This window comes from Streptococcus sp. DFI.7.26 (assembly GCF_022240605.1).
In the GTDB taxonomy this organism is placed as follows: domain Bacteria; phylum Bacillota; class Bacilli; order Lactobacillales; family Streptococcaceae; genus Streptococcus; species Streptococcus xiaochunlingii.
In genome coordinates, this window is record NZ_JAKOGN010000001.1 from 81,030 (window position 1) to 102,025 (window position 20,996).

General features: G+C 39.3%; 31 protein-coding genes and 1 pseudogene. All 32 read left to right on the forward strand.

Annotated features, from left to right (window positions below; genetic code table 11):
- Nucleotides 1–125 precede the first annotated feature (125 nt).
- Nucleotides 126–452 (forward strand): PadR family transcriptional regulator, encoded by a 327-nt coding sequence (locus L0M85_RS00425; protein ID WP_154858653.1) that lies wholly within the window; start codon nt 126–128, stop codon nt 450–452.
- Entirely contained in the window at nt 449–1,249 is an 801-nt protein-coding gene (locus L0M85_RS00430) for a hypothetical protein (protein ID WP_154858651.1), read from the forward strand. The genes L0M85_RS00425 and L0M85_RS00430 overlap by 4 nt, the downstream gene beginning before the upstream one ends.
- The gene (locus tag L0M85_RS00435; protein WP_154858649.1) at nt 1,246–2,076 is read left to right on the forward strand and encodes a hypothetical protein; all 831 of its coding nucleotides are present in this window, start codon (nt 1,246–1,248) and stop codon (nt 2,074–2,076) included. Before L0M85_RS00430 ends, L0M85_RS00435 begins: the two co-directional genes overlap by 4 nt.
- A gap of 103 nt (nt 2,077–2,179) precedes the next feature.
- Nucleotides 2,180–2,416 (forward strand): DUF2829 domain-containing protein, encoded by a 237-nt coding sequence (locus L0M85_RS00440; protein ID WP_000141913.1) that lies wholly within the window; start codon nt 2,180–2,182, stop codon nt 2,414–2,416.
- A complete protein-coding gene (locus L0M85_RS00445) occupies nt 2,409–3,107 on the forward strand; it encodes a 3-oxoacyl-ACP reductase (protein WP_238656047.1) in 699 nt (232 codons plus the stop codon). The genes L0M85_RS00440 and L0M85_RS00445 overlap by 8 nt, the downstream gene beginning before the upstream one ends.
- Before the next feature lie 168 nt (nt 3,108–3,275).
- Nucleotides 3,276–3,695 (forward strand): SMI1/KNR4 family protein, encoded by a 420-nt coding sequence (locus tag L0M85_RS00450; RefSeq protein ID WP_154858645.1) that lies wholly within the window; start codon nt 3,276–3,278, stop codon nt 3,693–3,695.
- 18 nt (nt 3,696–3,713) lie between these two features.
- Nucleotides 3,714–4,052 (forward strand): hypothetical protein, encoded by a 339-nt coding sequence (locus L0M85_RS00455; protein WP_154858643.1) that lies wholly within the window; start codon nt 3,714–3,716, stop codon nt 4,050–4,052.
- Nucleotides 4,053–4,104: 52 nt separating this feature from the next.
- Nucleotides 4,105–4,665 carry an immunity protein gene (locus tag L0M85_RS00460; RefSeq protein ID WP_238656049.1) on the forward strand — a complete coding sequence of 187 codons (561 nt, stop codon included), beginning with the start codon at nt 4,105–4,107 and terminating at the stop codon, nt 4,663–4,665.
- 9 nt (nt 4,666–4,674) lie between these two features.
- Entirely contained in the window at nt 4,675–5,202 is a 528-nt protein-coding gene (locus L0M85_RS00465) for an Imm26 family immunity protein (protein WP_238656051.1), read from the forward strand.
- Between the two features lies 1 nt (nt 5,203).
- Nucleotides 5,204–5,830 carry a hypothetical protein gene (locus L0M85_RS00470; protein WP_238656053.1) on the forward strand — a complete coding sequence of 209 codons (627 nt, stop codon included), beginning with the start codon at nt 5,204–5,206 and terminating at the stop codon, nt 5,828–5,830.
- A 97-nt stretch (nt 5,831–5,927) separates the two neighbouring features.
- The gene (locus L0M85_RS00475) at nt 5,928–6,317 is read left to right on the forward strand and encodes an Imm50 family immunity protein (protein ID WP_238656055.1); all 390 of its coding nucleotides are present in this window, start codon (nt 5,928–5,930) and stop codon (nt 6,315–6,317) included.
- A 164-nt stretch (nt 6,318–6,481) separates the two neighbouring features.
- Nucleotides 6,482–7,216, forward strand: a complete 735-nt coding sequence (locus L0M85_RS00480) for a hypothetical protein (protein ID WP_238656057.1) — start codon at nt 6,482–6,484, stop codon at nt 7,214–7,216.
- Nucleotides 7,209–7,649, forward strand: a complete 441-nt coding sequence (locus L0M85_RS00485) for a hypothetical protein (RefSeq protein WP_154858633.1) — start codon at nt 7,209–7,211, stop codon at nt 7,647–7,649. Before L0M85_RS00480 ends, L0M85_RS00485 begins: the two co-directional genes overlap by 8 nt.
- 98 nt (nt 7,650–7,747) lie before the next feature.
- Entirely contained in the window at nt 7,748–8,032 is a 285-nt protein-coding gene (locus tag L0M85_RS00490; RefSeq protein WP_045615175.1) for a hypothetical protein, read from the forward strand.
- A gap of 54 nt (nt 8,033–8,086) precedes the next feature.
- Nucleotides 8,087–8,650 carry a hypothetical protein gene (locus tag L0M85_RS00495; RefSeq protein ID WP_238656059.1) on the forward strand — a complete coding sequence of 188 codons (564 nt, stop codon included), beginning with the start codon at nt 8,087–8,089 and terminating at the stop codon, nt 8,648–8,650.
- Between the two features lie 27 nt (nt 8,651–8,677).
- Nucleotides 8,678–9,373, forward strand: coding sequence for an SMI1/KNR4 family protein (locus tag L0M85_RS00500; protein ID WP_238656061.1), 696 nt, complete (start codon nt 8,678–8,680; stop codon nt 9,371–9,373).
- A gap of 162 nt (nt 9,374–9,535) precedes the next feature.
- Nucleotides 9,536–10,276: a hypothetical protein gene (locus L0M85_RS00505; RefSeq protein WP_238656063.1), complete on the forward strand. Its 741-nt coding sequence runs from the start codon at nt 9,536–9,538 to the stop codon at nt 10,274–10,276.
- 78 nt (nt 10,277–10,354) lie between these two features.
- Entirely contained in the window at nt 10,355–10,753 is a 399-nt protein-coding gene (locus L0M85_RS00510) for an NTF2 fold immunity protein (RefSeq protein WP_048715517.1), read from the forward strand.
- Between the two features lie 89 nt (nt 10,754–10,842).
- Nucleotides 10,843–11,772, forward strand: a complete 930-nt coding sequence (locus L0M85_RS00515; protein WP_129822268.1) for a hypothetical protein — start codon at nt 10,843–10,845, stop codon at nt 11,770–11,772.
- 135 nt (nt 11,773–11,907) lie between these two features.
- Nucleotides 11,908–12,462, forward strand: coding sequence for a DUF4304 domain-containing protein (locus L0M85_RS00520; protein WP_238656065.1), 555 nt, complete (start codon nt 11,908–11,910; stop codon nt 12,460–12,462).
- A 151-nt stretch (nt 12,463–12,613) separates the two neighbouring features.
- Nucleotides 12,614–12,973 (forward strand): hypothetical protein, encoded by a 360-nt coding sequence (locus L0M85_RS00525; RefSeq protein ID WP_238656067.1) that lies wholly within the window; start codon nt 12,614–12,616, stop codon nt 12,971–12,973.
- 164 nt (nt 12,974–13,137) lie between these two features.
- Complete coding sequence (locus L0M85_RS00530; protein WP_135781927.1) at nt 13,138–13,872, forward strand: hypothetical protein; 735 nt, start codon at nt 13,138–13,140, stop codon at nt 13,870–13,872.
- A 16-nt stretch (nt 13,873–13,888) separates the two neighbouring features.
- Entirely contained in the window at nt 13,889–14,485 is a 597-nt protein-coding gene (locus L0M85_RS00535; RefSeq protein WP_238656069.1) for an SMI1/KNR4 family protein, read from the forward strand.
- Entirely contained in the window at nt 14,449–15,051 is a 603-nt protein-coding gene (locus L0M85_RS00540; protein ID WP_238656072.1) for a hypothetical protein, read from the forward strand. Before L0M85_RS00535 ends, L0M85_RS00540 begins: the two co-directional genes overlap by 37 nt.
- Nucleotides 15,052–15,110: 59 nt before the next feature.
- Nucleotides 15,111–15,716 carry a DUF6707 family protein gene (locus tag L0M85_RS00545; protein ID WP_156676213.1) on the forward strand — a complete coding sequence of 202 codons (606 nt, stop codon included), beginning with the start codon at nt 15,111–15,113 and terminating at the stop codon, nt 15,714–15,716.
- 39 nt (nt 15,717–15,755) lie between these two features.
- The gene (locus tag L0M85_RS00550; RefSeq protein WP_238656074.1) at nt 15,756–16,256 is read left to right on the forward strand and encodes an NUDIX hydrolase; all 501 of its coding nucleotides are present in this window, start codon (nt 15,756–15,758) and stop codon (nt 16,254–16,256) included.
- Nucleotides 16,234–17,118 (forward strand): putative PEP-binding protein, encoded by an 885-nt coding sequence (locus tag L0M85_RS00555; RefSeq protein WP_238656076.1) that lies wholly within the window; start codon nt 16,234–16,236, stop codon nt 17,116–17,118. The genes L0M85_RS00550 and L0M85_RS00555 overlap by 23 nt, the downstream gene beginning before the upstream one ends.
- Entirely contained in the window at nt 17,078–17,518 is a 441-nt protein-coding gene (locus tag L0M85_RS00560; RefSeq protein WP_125329651.1) for an ASCH domain-containing protein, read from the forward strand. Before L0M85_RS00555 ends, L0M85_RS00560 begins: the two co-directional genes overlap by 41 nt.
- A gap of 376 nt (nt 17,519–17,894) precedes the next feature.
- Nucleotides 17,895–19,274, forward strand: coding sequence for a bifunctional UDP-N-acetylglucosamine diphosphorylase/glucosamine-1-phosphate N-acetyltransferase GlmU (glmU, locus tag L0M85_RS00565; protein WP_238656078.1), 1,380 nt, complete (start codon nt 17,895–17,897; stop codon nt 19,272–19,274).
- Between the two features lie 9 nt (nt 19,275–19,283).
- A pseudogene (locus L0M85_RS00570) lies at nt 19,284–19,876 on the forward strand (NUDIX hydrolase).
- The gene (gene macP, locus L0M85_RS00575; protein ID WP_238656082.1) at nt 19,851–20,189 is read left to right on the forward strand and encodes a cell wall synthase accessory phosphoprotein MacP; all 339 of its coding nucleotides are present in this window, start codon (nt 19,851–19,853) and stop codon (nt 20,187–20,189) included. The pseudogene L0M85_RS00570 and the gene macP overlap by 26 nt, the downstream one beginning before the upstream one ends.
- A gap of 27 nt (nt 20,190–20,216) precedes the next feature.
- Nucleotides 20,217–20,909, forward strand: a complete 693-nt coding sequence (locus L0M85_RS00580) for a 5'-methylthioadenosine/adenosylhomocysteine nucleosidase (RefSeq protein WP_125329647.1) — start codon at nt 20,217–20,219, stop codon at nt 20,907–20,909.
- Nucleotides 20,910–20,996 lie beyond the last annotated feature (87 nt).

Below are 20,996 nucleotides of genomic sequence, written 5' to 3' on the forward strand. Positions count from 1 at the left end.
GTTTCATGCAGTATTTTTAACTATTATGCTTTACAAACTAGCTAAGGAGGAGTATACTAATAATGAAAGGACTAGTATGTAAAACAAACTAGCTAAAAAGATGCGGTATAGAAAGGGGGAGCAGGATGAAAGAGTCGCAATTGCTCAAGGGTGTCCTGGAAGGTTGTGTTTTAGAAATTATTTCAAAAAAATCTATTTATGGCTATGAATTGATCCAAAGTCTCAAGGAAACCGGCTTCGATAAGATCGTTGCGGGGACCGTTTATCCCTTGCTTCAGAAGCTAGAGAAGCAGGGAGTCATCGTAGGAGAGATGAGGCCCTCTCCGGATGGACCTGATCGCAAATATTTCTCTCTAACCATGGAAGGAAGAGAGCGCCTAGAGGAATTTTGGAACCAGTGGCAGGATCTGGTCGTTAAAGTAGAACGCGTTAAAAAGGAGGGGGAAGCATGATCGAAGATTATACAGAAAAAATGTCAGCCGAATTGATGCACCTAAATAAGGACAATCAAGCCTATATGAAAAAAATGATAGCTTATATTGGAGTGAAGTCCTATTTTTATGATGATGAGCTACTGGGGGAGCAGCTCTACAATATGGTTTGCGATTTAAAGGTTGCTGAGAAAGAAGGCAATCGGGCAGTGGATTATTTTGGAAAGGATCCAAGGGCCATGATGGACCAAGTTCTCTCGGAGTTACCTAGACGCAGGCTAGGTTCTTATGTGGGGTTATTCTTGATTCTTGGAACGATTTTCGTTGGCATGCGGTTTGTAATGGATTTTGCCTGGATGCTGCCACTGGTGATTGCTCCCTTAACATATTTGCTAGATCTACTCATTTTCTTTGTGTACAGTCAATTTATGATGTGGCTTTGGTCCAAGCAGAGCTATGGGGAAATCAAGTGGCCTTGGGCTCTTATCATCAGTGTGATTAGTTTGATTCTGTCTCCTAGGATAGAGCACGTATTTTCTGACCATTTGAGTCTGAATCGAAGTATCCTTTTGCCAGATGGTTGGGCGATTGTTCTGGCTTTTCTGGTTCTTCTTGGATTTACGATCATGACCTATAGAAATCAGGGACGGCTTGCTGTTAGCCTACTGGTCATGGGTGTGACTTTCTTTGTAACTGGATGCTGTGTTCGTTTTGTGAATCCAGGAACTGCTAATGTATTACGCTGGCTACTCCCTCTGATAGGACTAGTCTTGTCCTTCATTGTATTTCGTCTCCAAAGAAAGGGGGAAACATCATGACATCAGCTATTTATTATGAAGAAACGCAGGCTTTGGTTCAAACCTTTAGCCAGGAGGACCAAGCTTATTTCCAAGATCTCTGGGATTATTTCAATTTTGCCGGCTTCTTATATGAGGAGAAAGCATTAAGAGAGCAGGTCTATAATCTAGCGCTAGATTTTTCGCAAGCAAGCGGTGATGGATTGACAGCCAAGGACTATTTTGGACAGGATCCCAAGGGAATGGCAGACCAAATCATCGAAAATATGCCTAAAGAATCCACGCGCTCCGTTCTAAAATATGGGGCGATTGTCTCGGGAATTGTCATTTTTTATCGCCTCTTAAGTGATTTTGCCTCTCAAGCAGTCCTGGTTCTTAAACCCCTGGTCTATCTAACGGATAGTGTTATGGGTATTTTAGCTGTTGGATTACTATTCTATCTCCTTCGTCGCCTCATTTTTGCAGAAGAGAAGTCAAAAAAAGCAATCTATGTTGCAGTCGTTCTCGTCCTTGGGATCTATTTCATCAGTGAAATAGTAGGGGTCCGTTTCTTGCCAACTCTAGGTTGGTTGACGGTACCTAGTCCATGGGATACCTTCATCATGACAGGGGCTAGTGCAGGACTTATCCTCTGGCAGTGGAAAGAAGAGTTTGCTCGTGCCTTCATCTTTCCTATTCTGTCCTTCTTAGTAGTGGGATTCTTGCATCGTTGGACTTTGGCCCAAGGGATTCAGAATTCCAGCATGACCATCATTTTGCCGACGGTGATCATCGTTATCGGATTGATGATTTACTATTGGTTCACGATTCGCGCCTTGAAAAAGAACAAGACAGAAAATGGTGAATAGAGTGAAAAGGGGGGAGGAAGCTCCTCCTTTTTGCTGTTGAAAAACAACGAGAAAGCTTGATTTTTGTTATAATGAAAGGGAGTATGAAACAAAGGAGAAGATCATGACATTTGAAGAAATCTTGCCTGGACTAAAGGCAAAAAAGAAATATGTACGTACTGGTTGGGGTGGTGCTGAGAACTATGTCCAACTCTTTGATACCATCGAGCAAAATGGAGTGGCTCTGGAAGTGACCCCTTATTTCCTCATTAACGTTTCTGGTGAGGGCGAAGGTTTCTCTATGTGGAGTCCAACTCCTTGTGATGTCTTAGCGACAGATTGGGTAGAAGTGCATGACTAGACGTGTATTGATCACGGGAGTGAGTTCAGGGATTGGTCTGGCTCAAGCTCGCCTCTTTCTAGAAAAGGGTTACCAGGTCTATGGAGTGGACCAGGGAGCGGATCCCCAGTTGTCGGGTGATGTTCACTTCTTGCAGCGGGACTTGACCCTGGATTTGGCGCCGATTTTTGACTGGTGTCCCCAGGTCGATGTCTTGTGCAATACGGCTGGAGTTTTAGATGATTACAAACCGCTCCTTGAGCAAAGCGCTCAGGAGATTCAGGAGATCTTTGAGATCAACTATGTGACTCCGGTAGAGCTGACACGGTATTATCTGACTAAAATGTTGGAGAAGAAGCAAGGGATCATCATCAATATGTGCTCCATTGCTTCTAGCCTAGCTGGTGGAGGCGGTCACGCTTATACCTCCTCCAAGCATGCTCTAGCGGGATTTACCAAACAGTTGGCCCTGGATTATGCAGAAGCTGGGGTTCAGGTCTTTGGCATCGCACCCGGAGCCGTCAAAACAGGCATGACCGCAGCGGATTTTGAACCAGGTGGCTTGGCTGACTGGGTAGCCAGTGAGACACCCATCAAGCGCTGGATTGAGCCAGAAGAAGTAGCAGAAGTTAGCCTCTTTTTGGCTAGCAGGAAGGCATCCGCTATGCAAGGACAAATCCTTACCATTGATGGCGGGTGGAGTTTGAAGTAAGGGATGAAATAAGCAAAAAAGATAAGTATGAAATGAGTCTAGTAAAACCGCTGGGCTCATTTTCTATTTTAGCTTTATGGAAAGGAAATCTTATGGTATGATAGCCTAAAAGGGACCTGTAATATGGAGGTCAAACTATGGAAAGAGAGACTCAAAAAAGGAGAAGGGATGCTAGTATTAACAGACACAGATCCAGCTATTTCAAGTGAAGATTTTTTACAATTTGAGGAGATTCTTGGAAAGAAATTGCCAAAATCTATGATGGATTTTTATCTCAAGTACAACGGTGGCCAGCCCCAAGTAAGGGGTGTCCACGATGACCATCTTCTCTTTCCTTTCAATTCCTTTGATTCACTGGAGGAGATGAGGAAGTCTTTTACCTGGTTTGATGATGAGGCTGTGCCTGAGGGATTTAGGGCTACAGACCTTCTCCATTTTGCCTATGATCCTGGATCGGGTAACTATGCTCTTTCTCTAAGGGCAGAGGATTATGGCAAGGTGTATTTCTATGTTTTAGAAGAAAAAGCAGAGATTTACGGTCAATGGGCTTCTTTTGAGAAATTTTTGAACTCTTTTGTTGAAGAGTGAGATTAAAAAGGAGACGGAATGCGAAAACACCAAGAACTTTCACTAGAGCAGATAATTGAGCAGGTGCGCGTAGATCAATTAGTATCAGATGATTTTTGCCTCTATGGCAAGGAGGATGGAGAACTGGCACTAGCTAGGCTCTATTGGGTATCCGATTATCCGGATGTCGTGAAAGACTCTGATGTCTACCCGACAGAAGTGACGGAGCAAGATCTGCTGCTAGTCTACTATGGAGAGCAGTTGATTGATGTCCTTGCAGTCGCACTTGAAGAAAAACCAAATGCAAGTCCCCAAGACTTGGTCGAGGCTTTAAATTATTATCAGCAGCATGATAGCTTTATGCCTTTTGATGATTAGCTAGGCCGATTAGAGAAATGGTATTCAATGACTGATAGTGATAAGGAGAAAAATGACAGTCAATATCGATGAATTGGTGAAGGAGTACGGTTTTAGCGTAGGTCCTAAAGAGGAGAAACCATTTAGTTTGGATGAGGTCCGTTTCAACCTTTTGGCATATTTAGAGGATTACTCCAAAATGGGATTTTCTTTTGTCAAAGCAGGCGACGAACTAGTCGAACTAAGGAAAAATCAGGAGAGTTATAGGCTTTTTGGTCAGTGTTTTTTAGGTGCCTTTGTAATTGGAGAAGAGAAGCAAGTCTTCTTACTTTGCAATCAAGAAGGAAGGGAAGTTTTTCAAGAATCGAGGGTTTATGTCAATTCTTCCTTGCATACTTTTGTTTCCTCTTATTCGCTCTTTCTATCAAGCATCTTCCTTTTGAAAGCAAAGTTTTATGAGATTGAGCAAGATGAAGTCGAAGAGATTGCAGCAAACTTGAAGGCTCAAGTACTTGCCTTGGAAAAGTCCCTTGAACAAGAATTGCCCTTCTGGGAGCACATGGCCTATTTGATAGAAGATGATGGAATCGTTCTAAGAGATGATCTCTTTCATATCTTAAATAAAGAGCAGTAGGAATTAATTATGGAGAAAAAATTGCCCCAGATAAAGATTCGTGAGTGGAATAAAAAGCCAAGAACAAAACTTCGATTTATTAAAATTGGTGATATTTTTTGCTATCAATTTTCGGAGGAAATGTTTGTATTTGGTCAAATCCTTGGAAAAGTGAATGTTGGTCATGTCATCCAATTTTTTGATATCTTTCAAGCAAGACCTACTATAACAGTTGAGGAGCTAAGTCGTGCTCAATTTATAGGTAAGCCCATCATTGTAGACTCCTACACCTTGTTTGATCGAAGTCCAGTATGGTTTTGGCAGATAATTGGTCATCAAGCGGATTTTGATCCAAGCCATTTCAAGGATTTAGCCTTTAAGTGGGGAGATCCAAATGGTCCTCACTTTGGGAAGGTCTGGCTAGATGGTAGGATAGAACCTAAGATTTTTTCTAGGGAAGAAGTTGAGGAGCTGGACTGGGAAGCCTGTGTCGGAAGTATAGTTTATAACAGAATCTTGGAAGAAGAACTGGCAAGCAGAGGAAATAAAGGAGTTTGAGATGGACTATGTAGATGAGTTAACTTCAGGACGAACGCCCTTGGTAAAAAAGGCAGCGAAAAAAATTTTAAGAGGCAGACTAAAAGGATATGGACCATTCTTGCATCAGGCCTTGGAAGGGGAGATGGAAAAGCCTAAATCATGGGAATCACAAATGTACTTGCTCTACGCCATGGCTGCAACGGATTGCACAGAAGAAGTCCCCTATCTCAAGTCATTACTGCTGAGAGACATCCTAACCCCTGTAACCTATCGCTCTCTAGCAGTAGCGATTGCTTATCTAGAAAATTTAGAAACAGAGAACTTGTCTTTTGTTTATGAGTCCTTGGAATCGAATAACTTATTGCAAGCTGCAGGTGCTTGTGCAGCACTCTATATGAGAAAGATTGTGCTGAAAGATGATGATTTTGAGAAGATCATGACCTTTATCACCAAGGATGTTTATTTGGAAAATATAAGAGGAACAATCTCTCCGTTTATGTTCATTTTGGCTGCATCTTATCTATATCCAGAACAGAATCGCCAGAAAATTGTAGACTTTTCCCGTCAATTTAATGAAGTACATATAAATACAATCATTGAGGATGTATCCAAAGGAAAGGACGGCAGGAGGATTAGGCTATTCTAAGATCTACTTAAAGAGAGAAGTTACCATCTCCTTAAAGAGGGAAACAATGAATCTTAAAAAGAAGACTTATATTCATTTTTAAAAAGGAGTTCATCTTGTGAAATGGTTTGAAAAAGCAGTGGGGAAGGAAAAGATTATTCATTTGTTTGATGGTGATTTGGACTTGAAGAATGTTTTTCTTGATACTGTGTTATGTTACGATTACAAATTAGATCTTGTCCTTTATGTATTTGATTTCCCAACTAACTTCCCTGAAAAGTGGCAGAAAAGTGCATTTAATGCCATAAAAATTAATTTAGAATTTTTTAATTTAGATGAAATCCATTTTTATTCTAAGGGGATTCATAAGGTGAAGGGACAACTGGAACTGCTCTTTTTAGAGAATAAGGTTGAATTCAATTTTATAAACCAAAATGATGTGATGTTATCGGGTTCTTCTGACCTAGTTAGAATTGCTGAGATTGGTCCTGTGAAGATTGATACTTAAAGATGTATTCTTAGCTTATTTGCGGAGATTCTGGATGATCAAACAATCCTCCATTGCTAGGAGGGACACCACAACTATGGGAAAAAGTGAAGGAAGAGCACAAATATTAGACCTTGACCTAAGGCTAGACCTTTCTACAAGAAAAAAACTACGAGACCACGAATATGAAGTTACAGTATTTTGAATTAGATAAGCCCTATGTGGAAAATCAACAGAGGATTGAGGAGCTGATGGACTCAGCTACGCTAACTTACGAGGAAGCTAGAATTAAGGACTATCGACAGAATTGGAAAGACCTTCGAAGAGCGTTCGTATATGAATCCAAATGTATGACCTCTATGGTAGAACGGCTTTTCAAACCAGTTATAACCCAGGATTGTTGGAAAATCATCGTAGAATGTGTAGATACGATTAGCAATCCAGCTATCATGAACCTACTTGGCGTCTATACTGTTCAGGTCTTATTTGATTTTTCTAGCTATGAAAGCTCGAGTCCATTGGAACAGAAAAAGCTGCTCTTAGAGGCCTTTCTAAAAGGGGTAAAGCGCGTGTTTGAGGAGCTCTCTATTCCATGCTCCTTGATAGAGGATGTAGTCAATGAAATAGAGAAAAACGATTACGAAAATAGCTGGGAGTGGAAAAGAAAGAAGATCCAATCCACGACCTATTCCATTCAAGTGGAGCATCAGCTGGATAAGGTGGATTTGTTTTGGAAGATAGAGCACAAGGACAAGAGCATCCGTCAGTTGATTCAATCCTGCTCTGCTCACGAGATGGATTATGGGGCCAAACTTGGTAGACTGGAAGCGAAAGGTAACTTCCTGTATCTGCTGGATAAAGAGAATGAGGTTGTGAGCAAAATTTCTGTTTCAGAATGGTGGAGCAAGAACAATGAGTAACTTAAAAAAGAGATTATCTTTATTAAAAGTAGAAAAACGAATCAATCAGTTGAAGGGGATTAAGGATGTCCATTTTCTGACCGATAAACCTAAAGAAATTGCTTGGTATGCTGGGGAGTTGAATCCTATAGACTCTCCGCTTCCTTGCCTTTATGAGGTTCCTGTTGACCTTGCGACTAAAGATCTAAGTAGGTCAATTCAAAGTCTAGTTGGCAATAGTAGTCAGTTTATCCTAGTTTTTTGGGAGTTTTCACCAGTTTACGTCTTGTTTCAAATGGAGTCTTTGGATGACTTTTTGCCCTCTTATTCTACTGAATTTTCTACCAGAGACCTGACACTTTTCTTTCAAGACCAGGAAAAAGTACTGGATCTCCATTTAGCGGAGGATAAAGTAGAAGTGAGAGTCTTGGAGAATAAATCTAAGAGCCCGTAGATTCTATAAATTGAAAATGAATATAGAATTAGTCGATGAAAGAGGCAAAAAGGAAAGAATGCCATTCTTGGAGAGACAAATGGTAAAGGAAGATTCTAATGTGTGAAAAAGAATATTATTATTATGGCAATAGTGAGTTTATGACAGGCCTAGGAGTTATTTATACAGAGTTTACTGGTCAGCGTGCAAGTCGACAAATTAACGTTTTGAATGGGAACTCTTATGCTTCCTCTTGCCTACAGGATTATGTTCCAGAAGTAGGGTTTCTACTCTATGATGGTCGAAAAGATGAGTTGGATCTATCAGACTCCATCAAGATTAGTCAAGAGGAATTTGAACGAATTTGGGCTCAGGCTGTCGCTAGCGGTCAGAATGATACGTAATCGTCAGTTGAAAATAGCCAAATATAATCCCAAAAATGTGAGAGGAGTCTAATAATGATGTTCAATTTGTTGAAGGAATTTGTAGAAGTCTATCATAGAAACAAGGGCTTAGGAGAGCTTGTATTTACTAGTGACTGTTTCCATGTCGAAAAGCCAGATTTGTCTGGTCAATTGAAAGAGTTCTACCAGCATTTAGACTTTGATGAAGAAGCTTATTTTAGAGGAGCTCCCTATGATCTTGCTCTAATTCCTCTCCCTCTATGTGAAGCTGCATCAGAAGGATGGCAGGATCCTAGCTGGAAAGAGAGTTATATGGTTTTTGCTCACATGATGGGCGATGAGCCAATTTTTTGTGATCTTACTAGCGAGCGTAGTCCTGTATTTGGCAAGATTCCTGGGAATTCCAAGCTCTATTGCTTAAGCCCCTCTTTATCTACTTTCTTGTCTACCTATAGTCAGATGAAAAAGCTAGAAATCACCAAGTTTGAGAATGACATCTACATTGATGAGGACTTGTCGGACTATAAAGAAGGTTTTTTAACAGGAATCATGGCTATTATCGAGGAGCAACTTCCTGAAGCCTATCGAAAAGACTTTATTGAATTTATGCTTGGCTAAAGCCAAAGATGAAGAGATGAGAAGCAAATGAAAATGAAGAATTTTTTAAAATGTTGTGAGGATCTGGTCATACAAGAAAGTGGGGCCTCAGCTTTTGAACTAGAAAAACTCAAAGCCAGACAATTTCCTCAAGCTCACCTGGATTTGCTCTCCATGACCAATGGCTTGGAGTTTTATGGTGGCTATTATCGCTTGTTTGGGACGGATTCTACTCAAGCTATTACGCTAGATTCCTGGAATTCGGATGAGCTATGGAAAGACGTCTGGAGAGATTATGCATCAGACTACTATTTTTTTGGTATGTCTGCTATTGGAGATCAATTCGCATATAGATTGAAGGATGGGAATATTCAAAGTAATCAAGTTTATTATTTAGATGGGATTACTATGGATGTCATCGAGATCTACGACAGTTTTGAAGCATTTTTTGAGAGGGAATTTGTTCTGAAAGCCCAAGGTGGAATGGAATCTATTTTTGTTTCTGCTAGGGAACGATTTGGAAATCTAGACTTCTCCAGAAGCTGTATTTATTCTCCTTCCTTAATGATAGTGAATGATCCAAGTGTTGAAAATCTCATGCTGTTACCGACAAAGGATGTCATGACCATCAATGGGGATTTGTTAGTTCAATTGTCTGATTCAGAGGAGTCTATTACGAAACTAGAGCAATATCTAGACGCTTCGGGTAGAGCCAGAGTCAAGGTCATTTTTGATCGAGATTGAGCAATCAGGATAAAGTTTATTTTGAAAAAATACTCTGAAGATTCGTGATTTTAACCTTTTGGCGACAAGAGATGATTTAGTCTTCTAGTCAAGGTGTCATTGTAAAATGATTTAGGTTGAAAATAGAGAACGAAGCATTTTATTCATGAAAAGAGGTGAATGATGACTAGTTTAGATAAATATTTAGAAATCATTAAAAAAGGATTTTCCGAAAGAGAGAATCTAATGGCAATGGAGCCTCTGCATTCTATTGAAGAGATTGCACCATTATTGGATGAAACATTGACTTATAAAGAATTTATCGATATCAATCGCTTATTAAGACAAAAGTACATTGTCGAAAACCCAGAGGATATGCTGAAAGATGTAGATTTTAACCAGCTTTCTTTACCTAGCAATACGAGGGTGATTTACTTGATGGGAAGTAAATCTGATGTGCTAGACTTTTCAAAATATGAACAAGTAGAAAAGATTTTAATAGTTGGGGCTAGAAAAGTAAGAAAGATCATCTTACCCCAGAATGATTGTGTGAAAGCTCTAGGGATATCTTCCATGACAAATTTGGAAACAATAGAGAACATTTCTTTTCATACTGGCATGCGTTATCTGCACTTTGATTATGGTGTAAAGTTTCCGGACTTTGATTTTATAAGGGATTTAAATCAGTTACTCTATCTTTCATTTACGTCAAATAAAAAATTACCAGAATTGGATTTTATCCATCCATCTAGTGAGCTCCGTTTTTTAGATTTTGTCGATACGTATATTTTTAACTACGCATCAACAGTTAGCTACCTGAAGAGTCTGAAACATCTTCGATTTTTAACAACGGGAAGAACAAATCAAAAGCAAAGGGATCTTCTTAGAAGCGAGTTACCACATGTTTGCATGCGAGAGGGTTAAAAACGACTTCAATACAGCTTTTTATAACCTATGTTTTCAGAATAAACTATTAGTCCCGTTGTTTAAGTAGGAGGAAATATGAGCTATACGAATCTAGCAAAAGAAACCTTCCTCCAGTTTATGCAGGCCATGTATTCTTGGGAGAGAAAAGCCACTAGAAGCCTAAGAAAGCAAGCCGATAAAGAGATGTTGAAGGATGAATTAGCTGCTATATTTGATCAGTTTTGTAGATCTAAAAAAACACTCAGAGAAAGGGAAGTATCTTTATCTGTTCGATTTCCATTTGACTATAAATTAGAAACGCATCCCATCGTCGATGAAGAGTATGACGGGAATCAAACTTACTTCTATATCAAGGAGAATCGTTCTGGTTTAGAAACTCTCTATCGTTTTCGAATGGTGTTTCAAGAAGGACGATGGTGGATTGATAAGAAAGAATGGCTTGGTGATGGGAAGTGGATCAATTCTTCCTTGTGATATACTGAAGAATGTAGGAAGACAGGAAGAAATGTGTTTCAAAAGACAGTGGTAGTCTAAGTGTAAGTAATGAAATTTTAGAGGTCAATATGAATAAAACACTTTCAACTCAAAAAAGAAAATTAACAACCATTAGAAATCAAATACTGAAGGCGAGAGATTTTCACTTAGAGGCAGAAAAACTATCTAATACTGAAGCCATTTTAACAGCTCTAAAATCTGATAAGAAAAGCGTTAAAGTTAACTACGAAGAAAATGGTGAGGTAAGATCATACCTGTATGATCACTTAGATATGATTGATTCTATAAGTCCTTATCCTCTAGTCTCTAATTTTATAGAAAACAAGACATCTGAAACCTATCAATCTTTGCTAAATGGCTGTTTTTGTTCTGTAATGGCCGATATGGCTTCTGCTAAATACTTGGCTAAAGGGGGCTCAAACTTTGATACAGATATTTGTTTAAGTATCTTATTTGCCCTTGCCTATCTAGATGATACTTATGTAGAGTTTTTAATTGATAAATTAGCCTATTTTAAAGAAGCCCAAGTTGAAAAAGGGAAAAAAATTATTTTCTTTTCAGCAAAGAGTTTATTGCCTTTAGTCGTTTTTCTTTATGGAAATGGTAAGGATGATCGACTCGCTAACCTGCTGGAGAATGCTTGTGATGCCAAATATCAACCCTTGGACTCTAATCCTTATCAGAATGTGAATGATGCCTATAAACAGGTTATGGAAACTATTTTTTCAGAGGATGATGATGTTTTTAGAGAAACAATTTTATCCATGTGTGATTATCATTTAGCAAACACCAGAGATAGTCATTTAGTAGACTTCAATACCTTACTATGGCAATATTTCCCAATTGAAATCTTGGTTTTATTAAAAGAACGTCAGAAAAAAGCTCTCTCAATAGATGGAATTAGGCATCCCTTGCTTGATGACTTTTTGCCCTATTTCATGGATGACTTTCAATTATCCGAGCAAAACAAGATGATTCTAGGAACGATCTTAGACTAGTTGTGTAGAATAGATGAAAATTGTCAATAACCCATGCATTCGGATGGAATTATAGGGATAACCTATATCCATTTAGATTCCTAGGAAAAAGCAATGAGGAACTCTCCACATCCTGCTAGAAACAGAGGTAAAGAAATGAAAGAGGCCAAAGAACTCTTCCTAAAAAATGGCTTTTCGCGACTAAAGCGAACCAATAACTATTATAAAATCGATCATGATTTTTACACAGTCATCTATTTTCAACGAAAATCAGATGGTAGTGCCTATTTCGTAAATGTTGGCCTTCATCCTCTCTTTCTGGACGCGGGACTGTTAGAAGAAGTGGATTGTGCTTTAAGAACGCGATTAGGTTCTATCGATCATAGAAATGGCATGGATCAAGCTGAATTGGAAAAGGCTGTCCAAGAGGCCATCGATTTTACTGCTCAGTATGCGTCGTATCCTACCGTATTTTCGAGCATAGATCCCGAGAAGGATCTTGAGAAGGATTGGTTGTTAAAACAATTCTCTATCACCAAAGTGAACTTATGCAGATTGTATGTTGAGTATTATGATTCAATCGATTCTAAGAAGTTGGCTTTAGATTTTGCAAACTATGGCTTATCCATTACACCTAAGATTGCTTCTGTTCCTAAAAACTTCTTTAAAACCTATATTCGTTCGGGAGAAATAATTAAAACTACTTATTAGGGCGGAGTGAAAGTGAAGATTTACTGATCAATATCCTGACGAAAGAAACCGGTAGGAAAAAATAGATGAATCTTAATGAACTCATCGAAGAGGTTGAAAATAATGTTGACTTAGCATCCTATATCAATCTTGTACCAAAAGGAAATAAGAAATGAAAAACTATTTACTTGATGAAAGGCTATTTCAGTATCCTGAATCGTTTAAAAAATTGATTGAACTCAATTTAGTTGATTTTGATTGTTGGTATCTGTTGGATTCAGAATGGGCCCTATCTTTGTATGAGGGATTGCAGGAAAGATACCCAAGCAGAAAGTTGATTCCATTTGCTAAAAGAGGAGATTGTGATGATACAGCTTGTTTTGAAATAGGAAAGGGCAATAAGGTCCAACTCATTCATGATTTTGCTGCCGAAAGATGGGAGCAACGGAAAGAGTTTAACGACTTTTGGGAATGGGTAGAATATGCAGTCAAATGCATGATAGAGTATAACAAAGAGGATGGGATTGAATAATAAGAATCCCTTATATAGAGAATAAAGCAACGGTCTTCAATAATGCTCTGCAAGCAAGCCTAGTTCTTAGTCTTATATATCTTTGAGTGGTCGATGATAAACCGAAAAATGCTATTGGGGCGCTACTAGCTTTCAATAAGCAGTATATTTAATGGGTAAGGAAAATGACGAACACGTACTATTACTATGAATTAACAAAAAATTCTATTGATTCAAAAGACGAATTTTTAAAAATCAAACCATTAATCGATATGAATGATATTCTTCCCATTTTGAAAGGAGATTATGGGGTTGTGAATTACAATCGTTTAAATGCTATTGTTTTTCAACGATATTGTGTAGGGGATAATGACAATACCATATATGATATAAAGTTATCAGAAAGCAATGTTTCAAGAGATATCAAGCGTTTAGATATTTTTGGTGCAAAAGATGAAATTTTAGATTTATCAGAATTTATTAATTTAGAGAGATTAGATATTTGGGGAAGTGTTAATGTTAGAGAAATTATATTTCCTGAACATTCTGGAATTAAGATGCTAAATATTTTGAGAGTTCCAAAGTTGGAAGTTTTAGATAATATTTCATCCCTAAAAACTTTAAGGTATTTTAGTCACAGATATTCCTCTAGAATTAGTGATTTTAATTTTTTATCTAATCTTGAGGATTTAATATTTCTATCAATAAATAATAGTAAAAATTTGTCTGATGTAAAGTTTCTCGAGTTATCAAAAATATATTATTTGGATTTATCCAATACCAATGTCATAAAAAATCATGGTTTGCTTGAAATACTAGAAAAAATGATAAATTTAAGGTTTTTTTATGATGGTGGAAATACTAAGAATATGAGAGCCTTTTTGAAAAAACATTTGCCAAGTGTATCTATGTTAGATTAATTATTTAAGGAGAAAAATGGGAAACATCAGCCAATTATTAAATGAGATTGAAAAAAGTCTCCAACAGCTAGATTATCCTTGTGTAGACCATCTAAATTCGGGACTATCCTCTCAAAAAACTCAAGAGTTATTTGAGGAAATCCCGTTGCAGCCAACCCAGGACTTGTGTGCCCTTTATACTTGGAGAAACGGATCAAAAGATAGTGAGGGAATCACACTCGGTGAGCTGGCATTTTTTCCTGGCTTCTATTTGATGTCTCTGGAAGAAAGTATCCAGACCTACTTGGAACTAATAGAAACGGATACTTGGGATAAGTCTTGGTTTCCAATTTTTGCCAGTGGAGGGGGAGATTTTTATGCCATGAACTTGGCTCCAGAAGCTCAGGGGCAAATACATGGTGTTTACGTGTATGAAGAGGAACCTCAGGTCGAATACCGGTCATTGAAATCCATGCTCACAACCTTTAAAGTATGTTATGAACAAGGTGTTATTTTCAGGAATGAACAAGGCTACTTGGATATGGATTATAGGGAGCATGCTGAGGTAGCGCATGAGATAAATCCAGATCTGAAGATGTGGCTGGAATTCTTAAAGGAGACGGAAGAGGAATGACCACGGAAAGAAATATGGCAGTAGTTACTGTATTAAAAAAGATCATTAAACTCTATGAGGAAACAACGTTTATTCCCCAACCGGTGAGTTTTTCAAACGAAAAATTAAGGATCCAGTCCTCAGATTTTACAGGAGAATTGTTTGCTTACTATCAACATATAGAGTTCGATAAGGATTTATTTTTTGCCAATCAAAATTTTAATATCGTTTTGTTGCCATTCGACTCTCCTGCAAGGACAGTCGAATCTTGGGCCTTACAAGATGTTCTTCAGTTTAGTGAAGGGCAATACCAGATATTCGCTACTACAGATACAGATGATATTCTTTTCTGTGATATGAAAGATGAAAGTTCTCCAGTTTACGCGGGCAGGCCTGGAGATCCTAATTTCTACAAACTCAGCGAAAGTTTGACGGAGTTTTTGGAGTTCTATTTCGCTTTTTCAAATTTTTGGAAACAAAGAGAAGATGTCCCTCTGGAGGAATATATTGTAGGGACAGGTGACTTGATAGAGCGCTACCTTTCCCCAGACGTCCAAGCGACAGCGAAAGAATATCTATTTCGGTAAGATTGACCTGAGAAAAGCCTTTCTTAGTAACACAAAGTGAGTTGGATAGGAGAAAAGAAATGAAAGTGAAAGAACTAATCGAAGAGATTGAAAATGATGCTGAGTTCTTCTCGTATTTAAACCAGGTTCCCAAAAAGAATAAGAAAACCCAAGCTAGCTATCTTGAATCGCTGAATCATCTGGCCTATTTATTTTATCTGGATGGTCAAGAGGAAATGGCTAAGAAATTATTAGATAGGCTCATACAAGTTCCATTTGAAGGGAATTATAACACTTGGACCTTTGTTGCGAGCTCTCTGGTTTTATTGGCCTATCTGGAAAGAGAAAAAGAAAATCAGGTACTCGTCTATAAAAAACTCCTTTTATCTCCGTTAGAACAAGGGGAGGAATCGACTCAAAACATAAGAAGGAGAGTTCATCAGAGATTTTTGAATGGTGATAGCTTGGAGCAAAAGCTTGCAAAAATCGAGCAAGCTTCAAGTTCCGAATCAGAAATGGAACGCCGTCTGCTATACTTAACAGATCTACTGAAAATTTACCTCTTTATTGCTGAGTCAACGTTTGAAGAGACAGATATTCAGGCAAAAATCGAAGAGAATATGGAGATACTGAAGAAGTATATCAAGGAACATGAAATCTATAGCCTCTTTCCTTTTAAGGGATAAGGTGAGCTAGCGATCTTTGACTTTTAGAAAGAGTGGAATATGGAAATCAAAAATCACTTTGGTGTATACGGGGTCTGTCTTCAAAACGGGAAATTGCTTTGCATTGAAAAAACGAGAGGACCTTATCAGCATCGCTTTGATCTACCGGGTGGTAGTCAGGAACTCGGTGAGGGGTTGACAGAAACCCTCAAGAGAGAAGTTCTTGAAGAGACAGGATATACGCTTAGCCGTTATTCCAATCCGAGGATGTATGATGTGCTGGTTCAAGAAGAAGGGCAAGACTTCGCAGTACACCATATCATGGCCTTTTATGATATCGTACTCGATTTCGAAGGCTCTCAAAAATCACTTCCTCATGAAGTTCTTGATGGAAGCAATGATTCAGCGAATGCAGTTTGGGTCCCTATTGAGCAGATGACCCAAGAACATGCCTCACCCATAGTATTGAAGGTGAAGGCAGAGTTACAAGGATTTCCAGAATTGGACATGACAAGCTATAAGAATTGGAAGGTAAAACATGCAAAATCAACTAGCTCTTAGTGGCGAAAAAATTGTTGAAAAAGTTTATCCCCATTTATTGCACCACGTCGGCTTGATTCGTGGGGAATACTTGTTGAGAGAACTAAACCAAAACATACTATTACCAAATTGTCAGCAATTTGTGAAAGATTATCTAGACACTATCTGTCATTTGTACTCAGATGAAGAAGTCTGGTATCGCTTTTCAGAGTTAACAAATGCAGAAGCAAATATTCTAGACGGGACTAAAGAGTATTTTGACGAACGTCACCCCTTATTTGGATACAGAGGTATCAGGCGTTTGTTGGCGTGTCCAGATGAATTTCAGGCTGAGACAAATGTTGTTACAGAAGTTTTTCAAACCAATCCCAATCTGTCTATTATTTTTCCTTTTGTCAATGATGCCGAACAATTAAAACAAGCTATTACAGTATTGCGTCAGTATGGTTTTACCGGGAAAGTCGGCACGATGATTGAATTACCATCAGCTTATTTCGACTTGGACAGGATACTGGAAACTGGTATTTCAAAGATTGTAGTTGGAATGAATGATTTAACTTCTTTTATTTTTGCGACTGTGAGAAACAGTCAATGGCATGATATGGAAAGTCCAATTATGTTAGATATGTTGAGACAGATGCAGGATAAAGCAAGGAAGAACAAGATTGATTTTGCTGTAGCAGGCTATCTGAATACTTCTTTCATACAAAAAATGAATCAGATGGGTATCGAATGTATTCTCCATTACAGCTCTATTCCAGAGATTTTTGATTTAGAAATTGACCATCCAGACCATCTTAAACATATAAAAGAAGAAAGTAAAAAATTACAAAGGAGAACCCATGACACCGCAAGAAATGTGGAATGCCTACAAGCAAATTAACCCCTCTATCGGAGATGAGATAGATGCCTGGGCTTTTGGAGTGGAACCAGACCTTTTAGCGGAACTGGTCTATAAAGGCGAAAAAACAGCAACTGCCTCAGCTTACGATCTTTACGCAGTAGAGGACGAACCCCTTCCCCAAGAAGGAACCTTTGATGTCATTTTAGACAGTCAAGATCAGGCTGTCTGCATTGTCGAAGTTACAAAAGTTTCTGTTCAACCTTTTCATAATGTGTCAGCCGACCATGCCTACAAGGAAGGTGAGGGGGACAAATCCTTAGCCTATTGGCGTCAGGTTCATGAGGAGTTTTTCACGGAGTGGCTGGAGGAAGCAGGTCTGGATTTTACGCCTGACAGCAAAGTGGTTTTAGAAGAATTTCGCAAGGTTTATCCATTATAGATACGCTCTCCATTTAGAAAATCAGAAAAAAGAATAACTGTTTTTATACAAAATAGGCCTAGTGATTGTGACAAGCTAAAAATACTGCCCAGTTCTTAGAACTATTAAAATATTTTTTGAGACTTTCCGCTGTGAGAAAGGCGCTTGAAACCTAAAGTTTCAAGCGCTCGGGAGTTTTGAAACTTTAGGTTCAAAACTAAATCATGGAACTTCGAAGAAGTTCGCTGATGTCCGTACTCACCTAAGGAAAGTCTCAGCGAAGATATGATCTTAATCTGACTCTCCTTATAGGAGAGTTTTTTGATCTACGTCAATTTTTCAAATCGGCCAAAAAATGGTATAATGTAAGCGATATTGTACAGAAAAGAGAAATGTTATGCCAAATTATGCCATTATTTTAGCAGCGGGAAAAGGTACCCGTATGAAATCAGATTTGCCTAAAGTTCTTCACAAGGTTGCAGGGATTTCCATGTTGGAACATGTTTTCCGTAGTGTTGGAGCCATCTCACCTGAAAAGACTGTGACGGTTGTGGGCCACAAGGCGGAATTGGTAGAACAAGTATTAGCGGGACAAACAGACTTTGTTCAGCAAACGGAGCAGTTAGGAACTGGTCATGCGGTTATGATGGCGGAGCCAGTTTTGGAAGGTCTTGAAGGTCATACTCTTGTCATTGCAGGAGATACTCCTTTGATTACGGGTGAAAGCCTTAAACACTTGATTGACTTTCATATCAACCACAAGAATGTGGCAACGATTTTGACAGCCGAAGCGGCTAATCCATTTGGCTATGGTCGGATTGTCCGTAATGATAATGCGGAAGTGCTTCGAATCGTCGAGCAAAAAGATGCGACAGAATACGAGCAACAAATCAAGGAAATCAATACAGGGACTTATGTCTTTGACAATGCGCGTCTCTTTGAAGCTTTAAAGAATATCAATACTAACAATGCCCAAGGAGAATACTATATCACGGATGTCATCGGAATTTTCCGAGAAGCTGGTGAAAAAGTCGGAGCTTATACGCTCAAAGACTTTGATGAAAGCCTCGGGGTTAACGACCGCGTGGCCCTTGCAACAGCAGAAGGCATCATGCGTCGTCGCATTAACCAAGCCCACATGGTTAATGGAGTGAGCTTTGTTAACCCTGATGCGACCTATATCGATATCGATGTCGAAATCGCACCAGAGGTACAAATTGAAGCCAATGTCATCCTAAAAGGACAAACAAAAATTGGGGCTGAAACAGTCTTAACTAATGGAACTTATGTCGTGGACAGTGAGATTGGTGCAGGTGCTGTTATTACCAATTCTATGATTGAAGAAAGCACCATAGCCGATGGTGTGACAGTAGGGCCATATGCACATATTCGTCCAGGTTCTAGCCTCGCCAAAGATGTCCATATCGGAAACTTTGTCGAAGTCAAAGGTTCGTCTATCGGCGAAAATACCAAAGCTGGTCATTTGACCTATATTGGTAACTGCCAAGTCGGCAGCAACGTCAACTTTGGTGCAGGAACCATTACCGTCAACTATGATGGGAAGAATAAATACAAGACCCTTATTGGAAATAATGTCTTTATTGGCTCAAATTCGACCATCATTGCACCAGTTGAATTAGGCGACAATTCCTTAGTCGGTGCTGGATCCACCATTACCAAGGATGTGCCAGCTGATGCGATTGCGATTGGTCGTGGCCGTCAAGTCAATAAGGAAGAGTACGCGACTCGCCTTCCCCACCATCCTAAAAATAAATAGGAGATTTTCATGCAATTTGAAGAAAAAACTATTGAGCGCAAGGAGATTTACCAAGGACCGATTTTCCAAGTAGTCACAGATCAAGTGGAACTGCCCGACGGGAAAGGTCAAGCGCAGCGTGATTTAATCTTCCATAATGGAGCTGTTGCGGTATTACCGATCACAGATGAGGGCAAGACCATTTTGGTCAAGCAGTACCGTAAGGCGATTGAGAGGACTTCTGTAGAGATTCCAGCAGGCAAGTTGGAAAAGGGTGAAAATGCGGAACCTCAAGCAGCTGCTCTGCGTGAATTGGAAGAAGAAATTGGTTACACAGCGGATCTAGAGTTGTTGTATGATTTTTATTCAGCCATTGGATTTTGTAACGAGCGGATCAAACTCTATCTTGCGACCAATCTGAAAAAAGTGGAAAATCCTCGCCCTCAAGATGCAGATGAGACTTTGGAGCTTTTTGAGGTGACTTTAGCAGAAGCTGAGGAGCTGATACAAACGGGTGATATCTGCGATGCTAAAACTATTATGGCAATTCAATACTGGAAACACCTACAAAACAAATAAAGAATAGAGGAGAAACCCATGGGCAAACCTTTATTGACCGATGAAATGATTGAGCGGGCAAACCGGGGAGAAGCAATCTCTGGTCCCCCGCTCTTTGATGAGGAAGAGACAAAAATTCTCCCGACAGGAAACAGAGGCTTTGGTTATGAACGGCCGATGACCTCAAGAGAAGTAGATGGTGGACGAGGAACCTCCTATCCTCAGGAGACTATTCCGATCAGAGTCCAACCTACAGTGACCAAGAGCCGTCGGATTGAAAACCAAAAGGATGAGGTTTTTCAATCAAAATTAAATAAGATTTTATTTTGGGTCATCCTGCTCCTCATCTTGTTAATTCTTGCAATTTGGCGCCTATAGGGAGCGTCTACCAAAGGAGTGACGATTATGAAAATTGGAATCATTGCGGCCATGCCACAAGAGTTAAAAATCTTAGTGGAAGCTTTGCAGAACGGAGAAAAACACCTTCGCTTAGGAAAAGTCTACTATACAGGATCGATTGGTCGCCATGAAGTGGTCTTGGTGGAAAGTGGTATCGGCAAGGTCATGTCTGCTATGAGTGTAGCAGTCTTGGCCAATGATTTTAAAGTGGAAGCCATTATCAATACGGGTTCTGCAGGTGCTGTTGCCCCAGGGATGGCCGTTGGAGATATTGTCCTTGCAGACAAATTGGCTTATCATGATGTAGATGTGACAGCCTTTGGCTATAAGTATGGTCAAATGGCGGGACAACCACTTTACTTTGAATCCAGCCGCTATTTTGTTTCAGAGATGAAAAAAGTTCTGGAAGAAGAAGCTGCAACCACACATGTTGGCTTGATTACAACAGGAGATAGCTTTATCGCGAGTGAAGAAAAAGTCGCAGCAATTCGGGAACATTTCCCAGAAGTATTGGCAGTTGAGATGGAAGGAGCGGCTATTGCCCAAGCCGCTCATGCAGCTGGGCGTCCTTTCATGGTCATTCGGGCTATGAGTGATACGGCAGATCACGCAGCCAATATCTCTTTTGATGAATTTATCGTAGAGGCTGGCGAACGCTCTGCTCAAACATTGATTTCTTTCTTGAAGAGATTGGTGTAAAACAAACAATAGAGTTAAGGCGCCTCTAATATAAATAGGAAGTGGGACAGAATGAATATCATTTAAATTTCATTCTGTCCTACTTCC

What these genes read in the sequence shown, in the direction of transcription:
- L0M85_RS00425 (WP_154858653.1), top strand. Translation starts at nt 126, where the DNA reads ATGAAAGAGTCGCAATTGCTCAAGGGTGTCCTGGAAGGTTGTGTTTTA.
- L0M85_RS00430 (WP_154858651.1), top strand. Translation starts at nt 449, where the DNA reads ATGATCGAAGATTATACAGAAAAAATGTCAGCCGAATTGATGCACCTA.
- L0M85_RS00435 (WP_154858649.1), top strand. Translation starts at nt 1,246, where the DNA reads ATGACATCAGCTATTTATTATGAAGAAACGCAGGCTTTGGTTCAAACC.
- L0M85_RS00440 (WP_000141913.1), top strand. Translation starts at nt 2,180, where the DNA reads ATGACATTTGAAGAAATCTTGCCTGGACTAAAGGCAAAAAAGAAATAT.
- L0M85_RS00445 (WP_238656047.1), top strand. Translation starts at nt 2,409, where the DNA reads ATGACTAGACGTGTATTGATCACGGGAGTGAGTTCAGGGATTGGTCTG.
- L0M85_RS00450 (WP_154858645.1), top strand. Translation starts at nt 3,276, where the DNA reads ATGCTAGTATTAACAGACACAGATCCAGCTATTTCAAGTGAAGATTTT.
- L0M85_RS00455 (WP_154858643.1), top strand. Translation starts at nt 3,714, where the DNA reads ATGCGAAAACACCAAGAACTTTCACTAGAGCAGATAATTGAGCAGGTG.
- L0M85_RS00460 (WP_238656049.1), top strand. Translation starts at nt 4,105, where the DNA reads ATGACAGTCAATATCGATGAATTGGTGAAGGAGTACGGTTTTAGCGTA.
- L0M85_RS00465 (WP_238656051.1), top strand. Translation starts at nt 4,675, where the DNA reads ATGGAGAAAAAATTGCCCCAGATAAAGATTCGTGAGTGGAATAAAAAG.
- L0M85_RS00470 (WP_238656053.1), top strand. Translation starts at nt 5,204, where the DNA reads ATGGACTATGTAGATGAGTTAACTTCAGGACGAACGCCCTTGGTAAAA.
- L0M85_RS00480 (WP_238656057.1), top strand. Translation starts at nt 6,482, where the DNA reads ATGAAGTTACAGTATTTTGAATTAGATAAGCCCTATGTGGAAAATCAA.
- L0M85_RS00485 (WP_154858633.1), top strand. Translation starts at nt 7,209, where the DNA reads ATGAGTAACTTAAAAAAGAGATTATCTTTATTAAAAGTAGAAAAACGA.
- L0M85_RS00490 (WP_045615175.1), top strand. Translation starts at nt 7,748, where the DNA reads ATGTGTGAAAAAGAATATTATTATTATGGCAATAGTGAGTTTATGACA.
- L0M85_RS00495 (WP_238656059.1), top strand. Translation starts at nt 8,087, where the DNA reads ATGATGTTCAATTTGTTGAAGGAATTTGTAGAAGTCTATCATAGAAAC.
- L0M85_RS00500 (WP_238656061.1), top strand. Translation starts at nt 8,678, where the DNA reads ATGAAAATGAAGAATTTTTTAAAATGTTGTGAGGATCTGGTCATACAA.
- L0M85_RS00505 (WP_238656063.1), top strand. Translation starts at nt 9,536, where the DNA reads ATGACTAGTTTAGATAAATATTTAGAAATCATTAAAAAAGGATTTTCC.
- L0M85_RS00510 (WP_048715517.1), top strand. Translation starts at nt 10,355, where the DNA reads ATGAGCTATACGAATCTAGCAAAAGAAACCTTCCTCCAGTTTATGCAG.
- L0M85_RS00515 (WP_129822268.1), top strand. Translation starts at nt 10,843, where the DNA reads ATGAATAAAACACTTTCAACTCAAAAAAGAAAATTAACAACCATTAGA.
- L0M85_RS00520 (WP_238656065.1), top strand. Translation starts at nt 11,908, where the DNA reads ATGAAAGAGGCCAAAGAACTCTTCCTAAAAAATGGCTTTTCGCGACTA.
- L0M85_RS00525 (WP_238656067.1), top strand. Translation starts at nt 12,614, where the DNA reads ATGAAAAACTATTTACTTGATGAAAGGCTATTTCAGTATCCTGAATCG.
- L0M85_RS00530 (WP_135781927.1), top strand. Translation starts at nt 13,138, where the DNA reads ATGACGAACACGTACTATTACTATGAATTAACAAAAAATTCTATTGAT.
- L0M85_RS00535 (WP_238656069.1), top strand. Translation starts at nt 13,889, where the DNA reads ATGGGAAACATCAGCCAATTATTAAATGAGATTGAAAAAAGTCTCCAA.
- L0M85_RS00545 (WP_156676213.1), top strand. Translation starts at nt 15,111, where the DNA reads ATGAAAGTGAAAGAACTAATCGAAGAGATTGAAAATGATGCTGAGTTC.
- L0M85_RS00550 (WP_238656074.1), top strand. Translation starts at nt 15,756, where the DNA reads ATGGAAATCAAAAATCACTTTGGTGTATACGGGGTCTGTCTTCAAAAC.
- L0M85_RS00555 (WP_238656076.1), top strand. Translation starts at nt 16,234, where the DNA reads ATGCAAAATCAACTAGCTCTTAGTGGCGAAAAAATTGTTGAAAAAGTT.
- L0M85_RS00560 (WP_125329651.1), top strand. Translation starts at nt 17,078, where the DNA reads ATGACACCGCAAGAAATGTGGAATGCCTACAAGCAAATTAACCCCTCT.
- glmU (WP_238656078.1), top strand. Translation starts at nt 17,895, where the DNA reads ATGCCAAATTATGCCATTATTTTAGCAGCGGGAAAAGGTACCCGTATG.
- macP (WP_238656082.1), top strand. Translation starts at nt 19,851, where the DNA reads ATGGGCAAACCTTTATTGACCGATGAAATGATTGAGCGGGCAAACCGG.
- L0M85_RS00580 (WP_125329647.1), top strand. Translation starts at nt 20,217, where the DNA reads ATGAAAATTGGAATCATTGCGGCCATGCCACAAGAGTTAAAAATCTTA.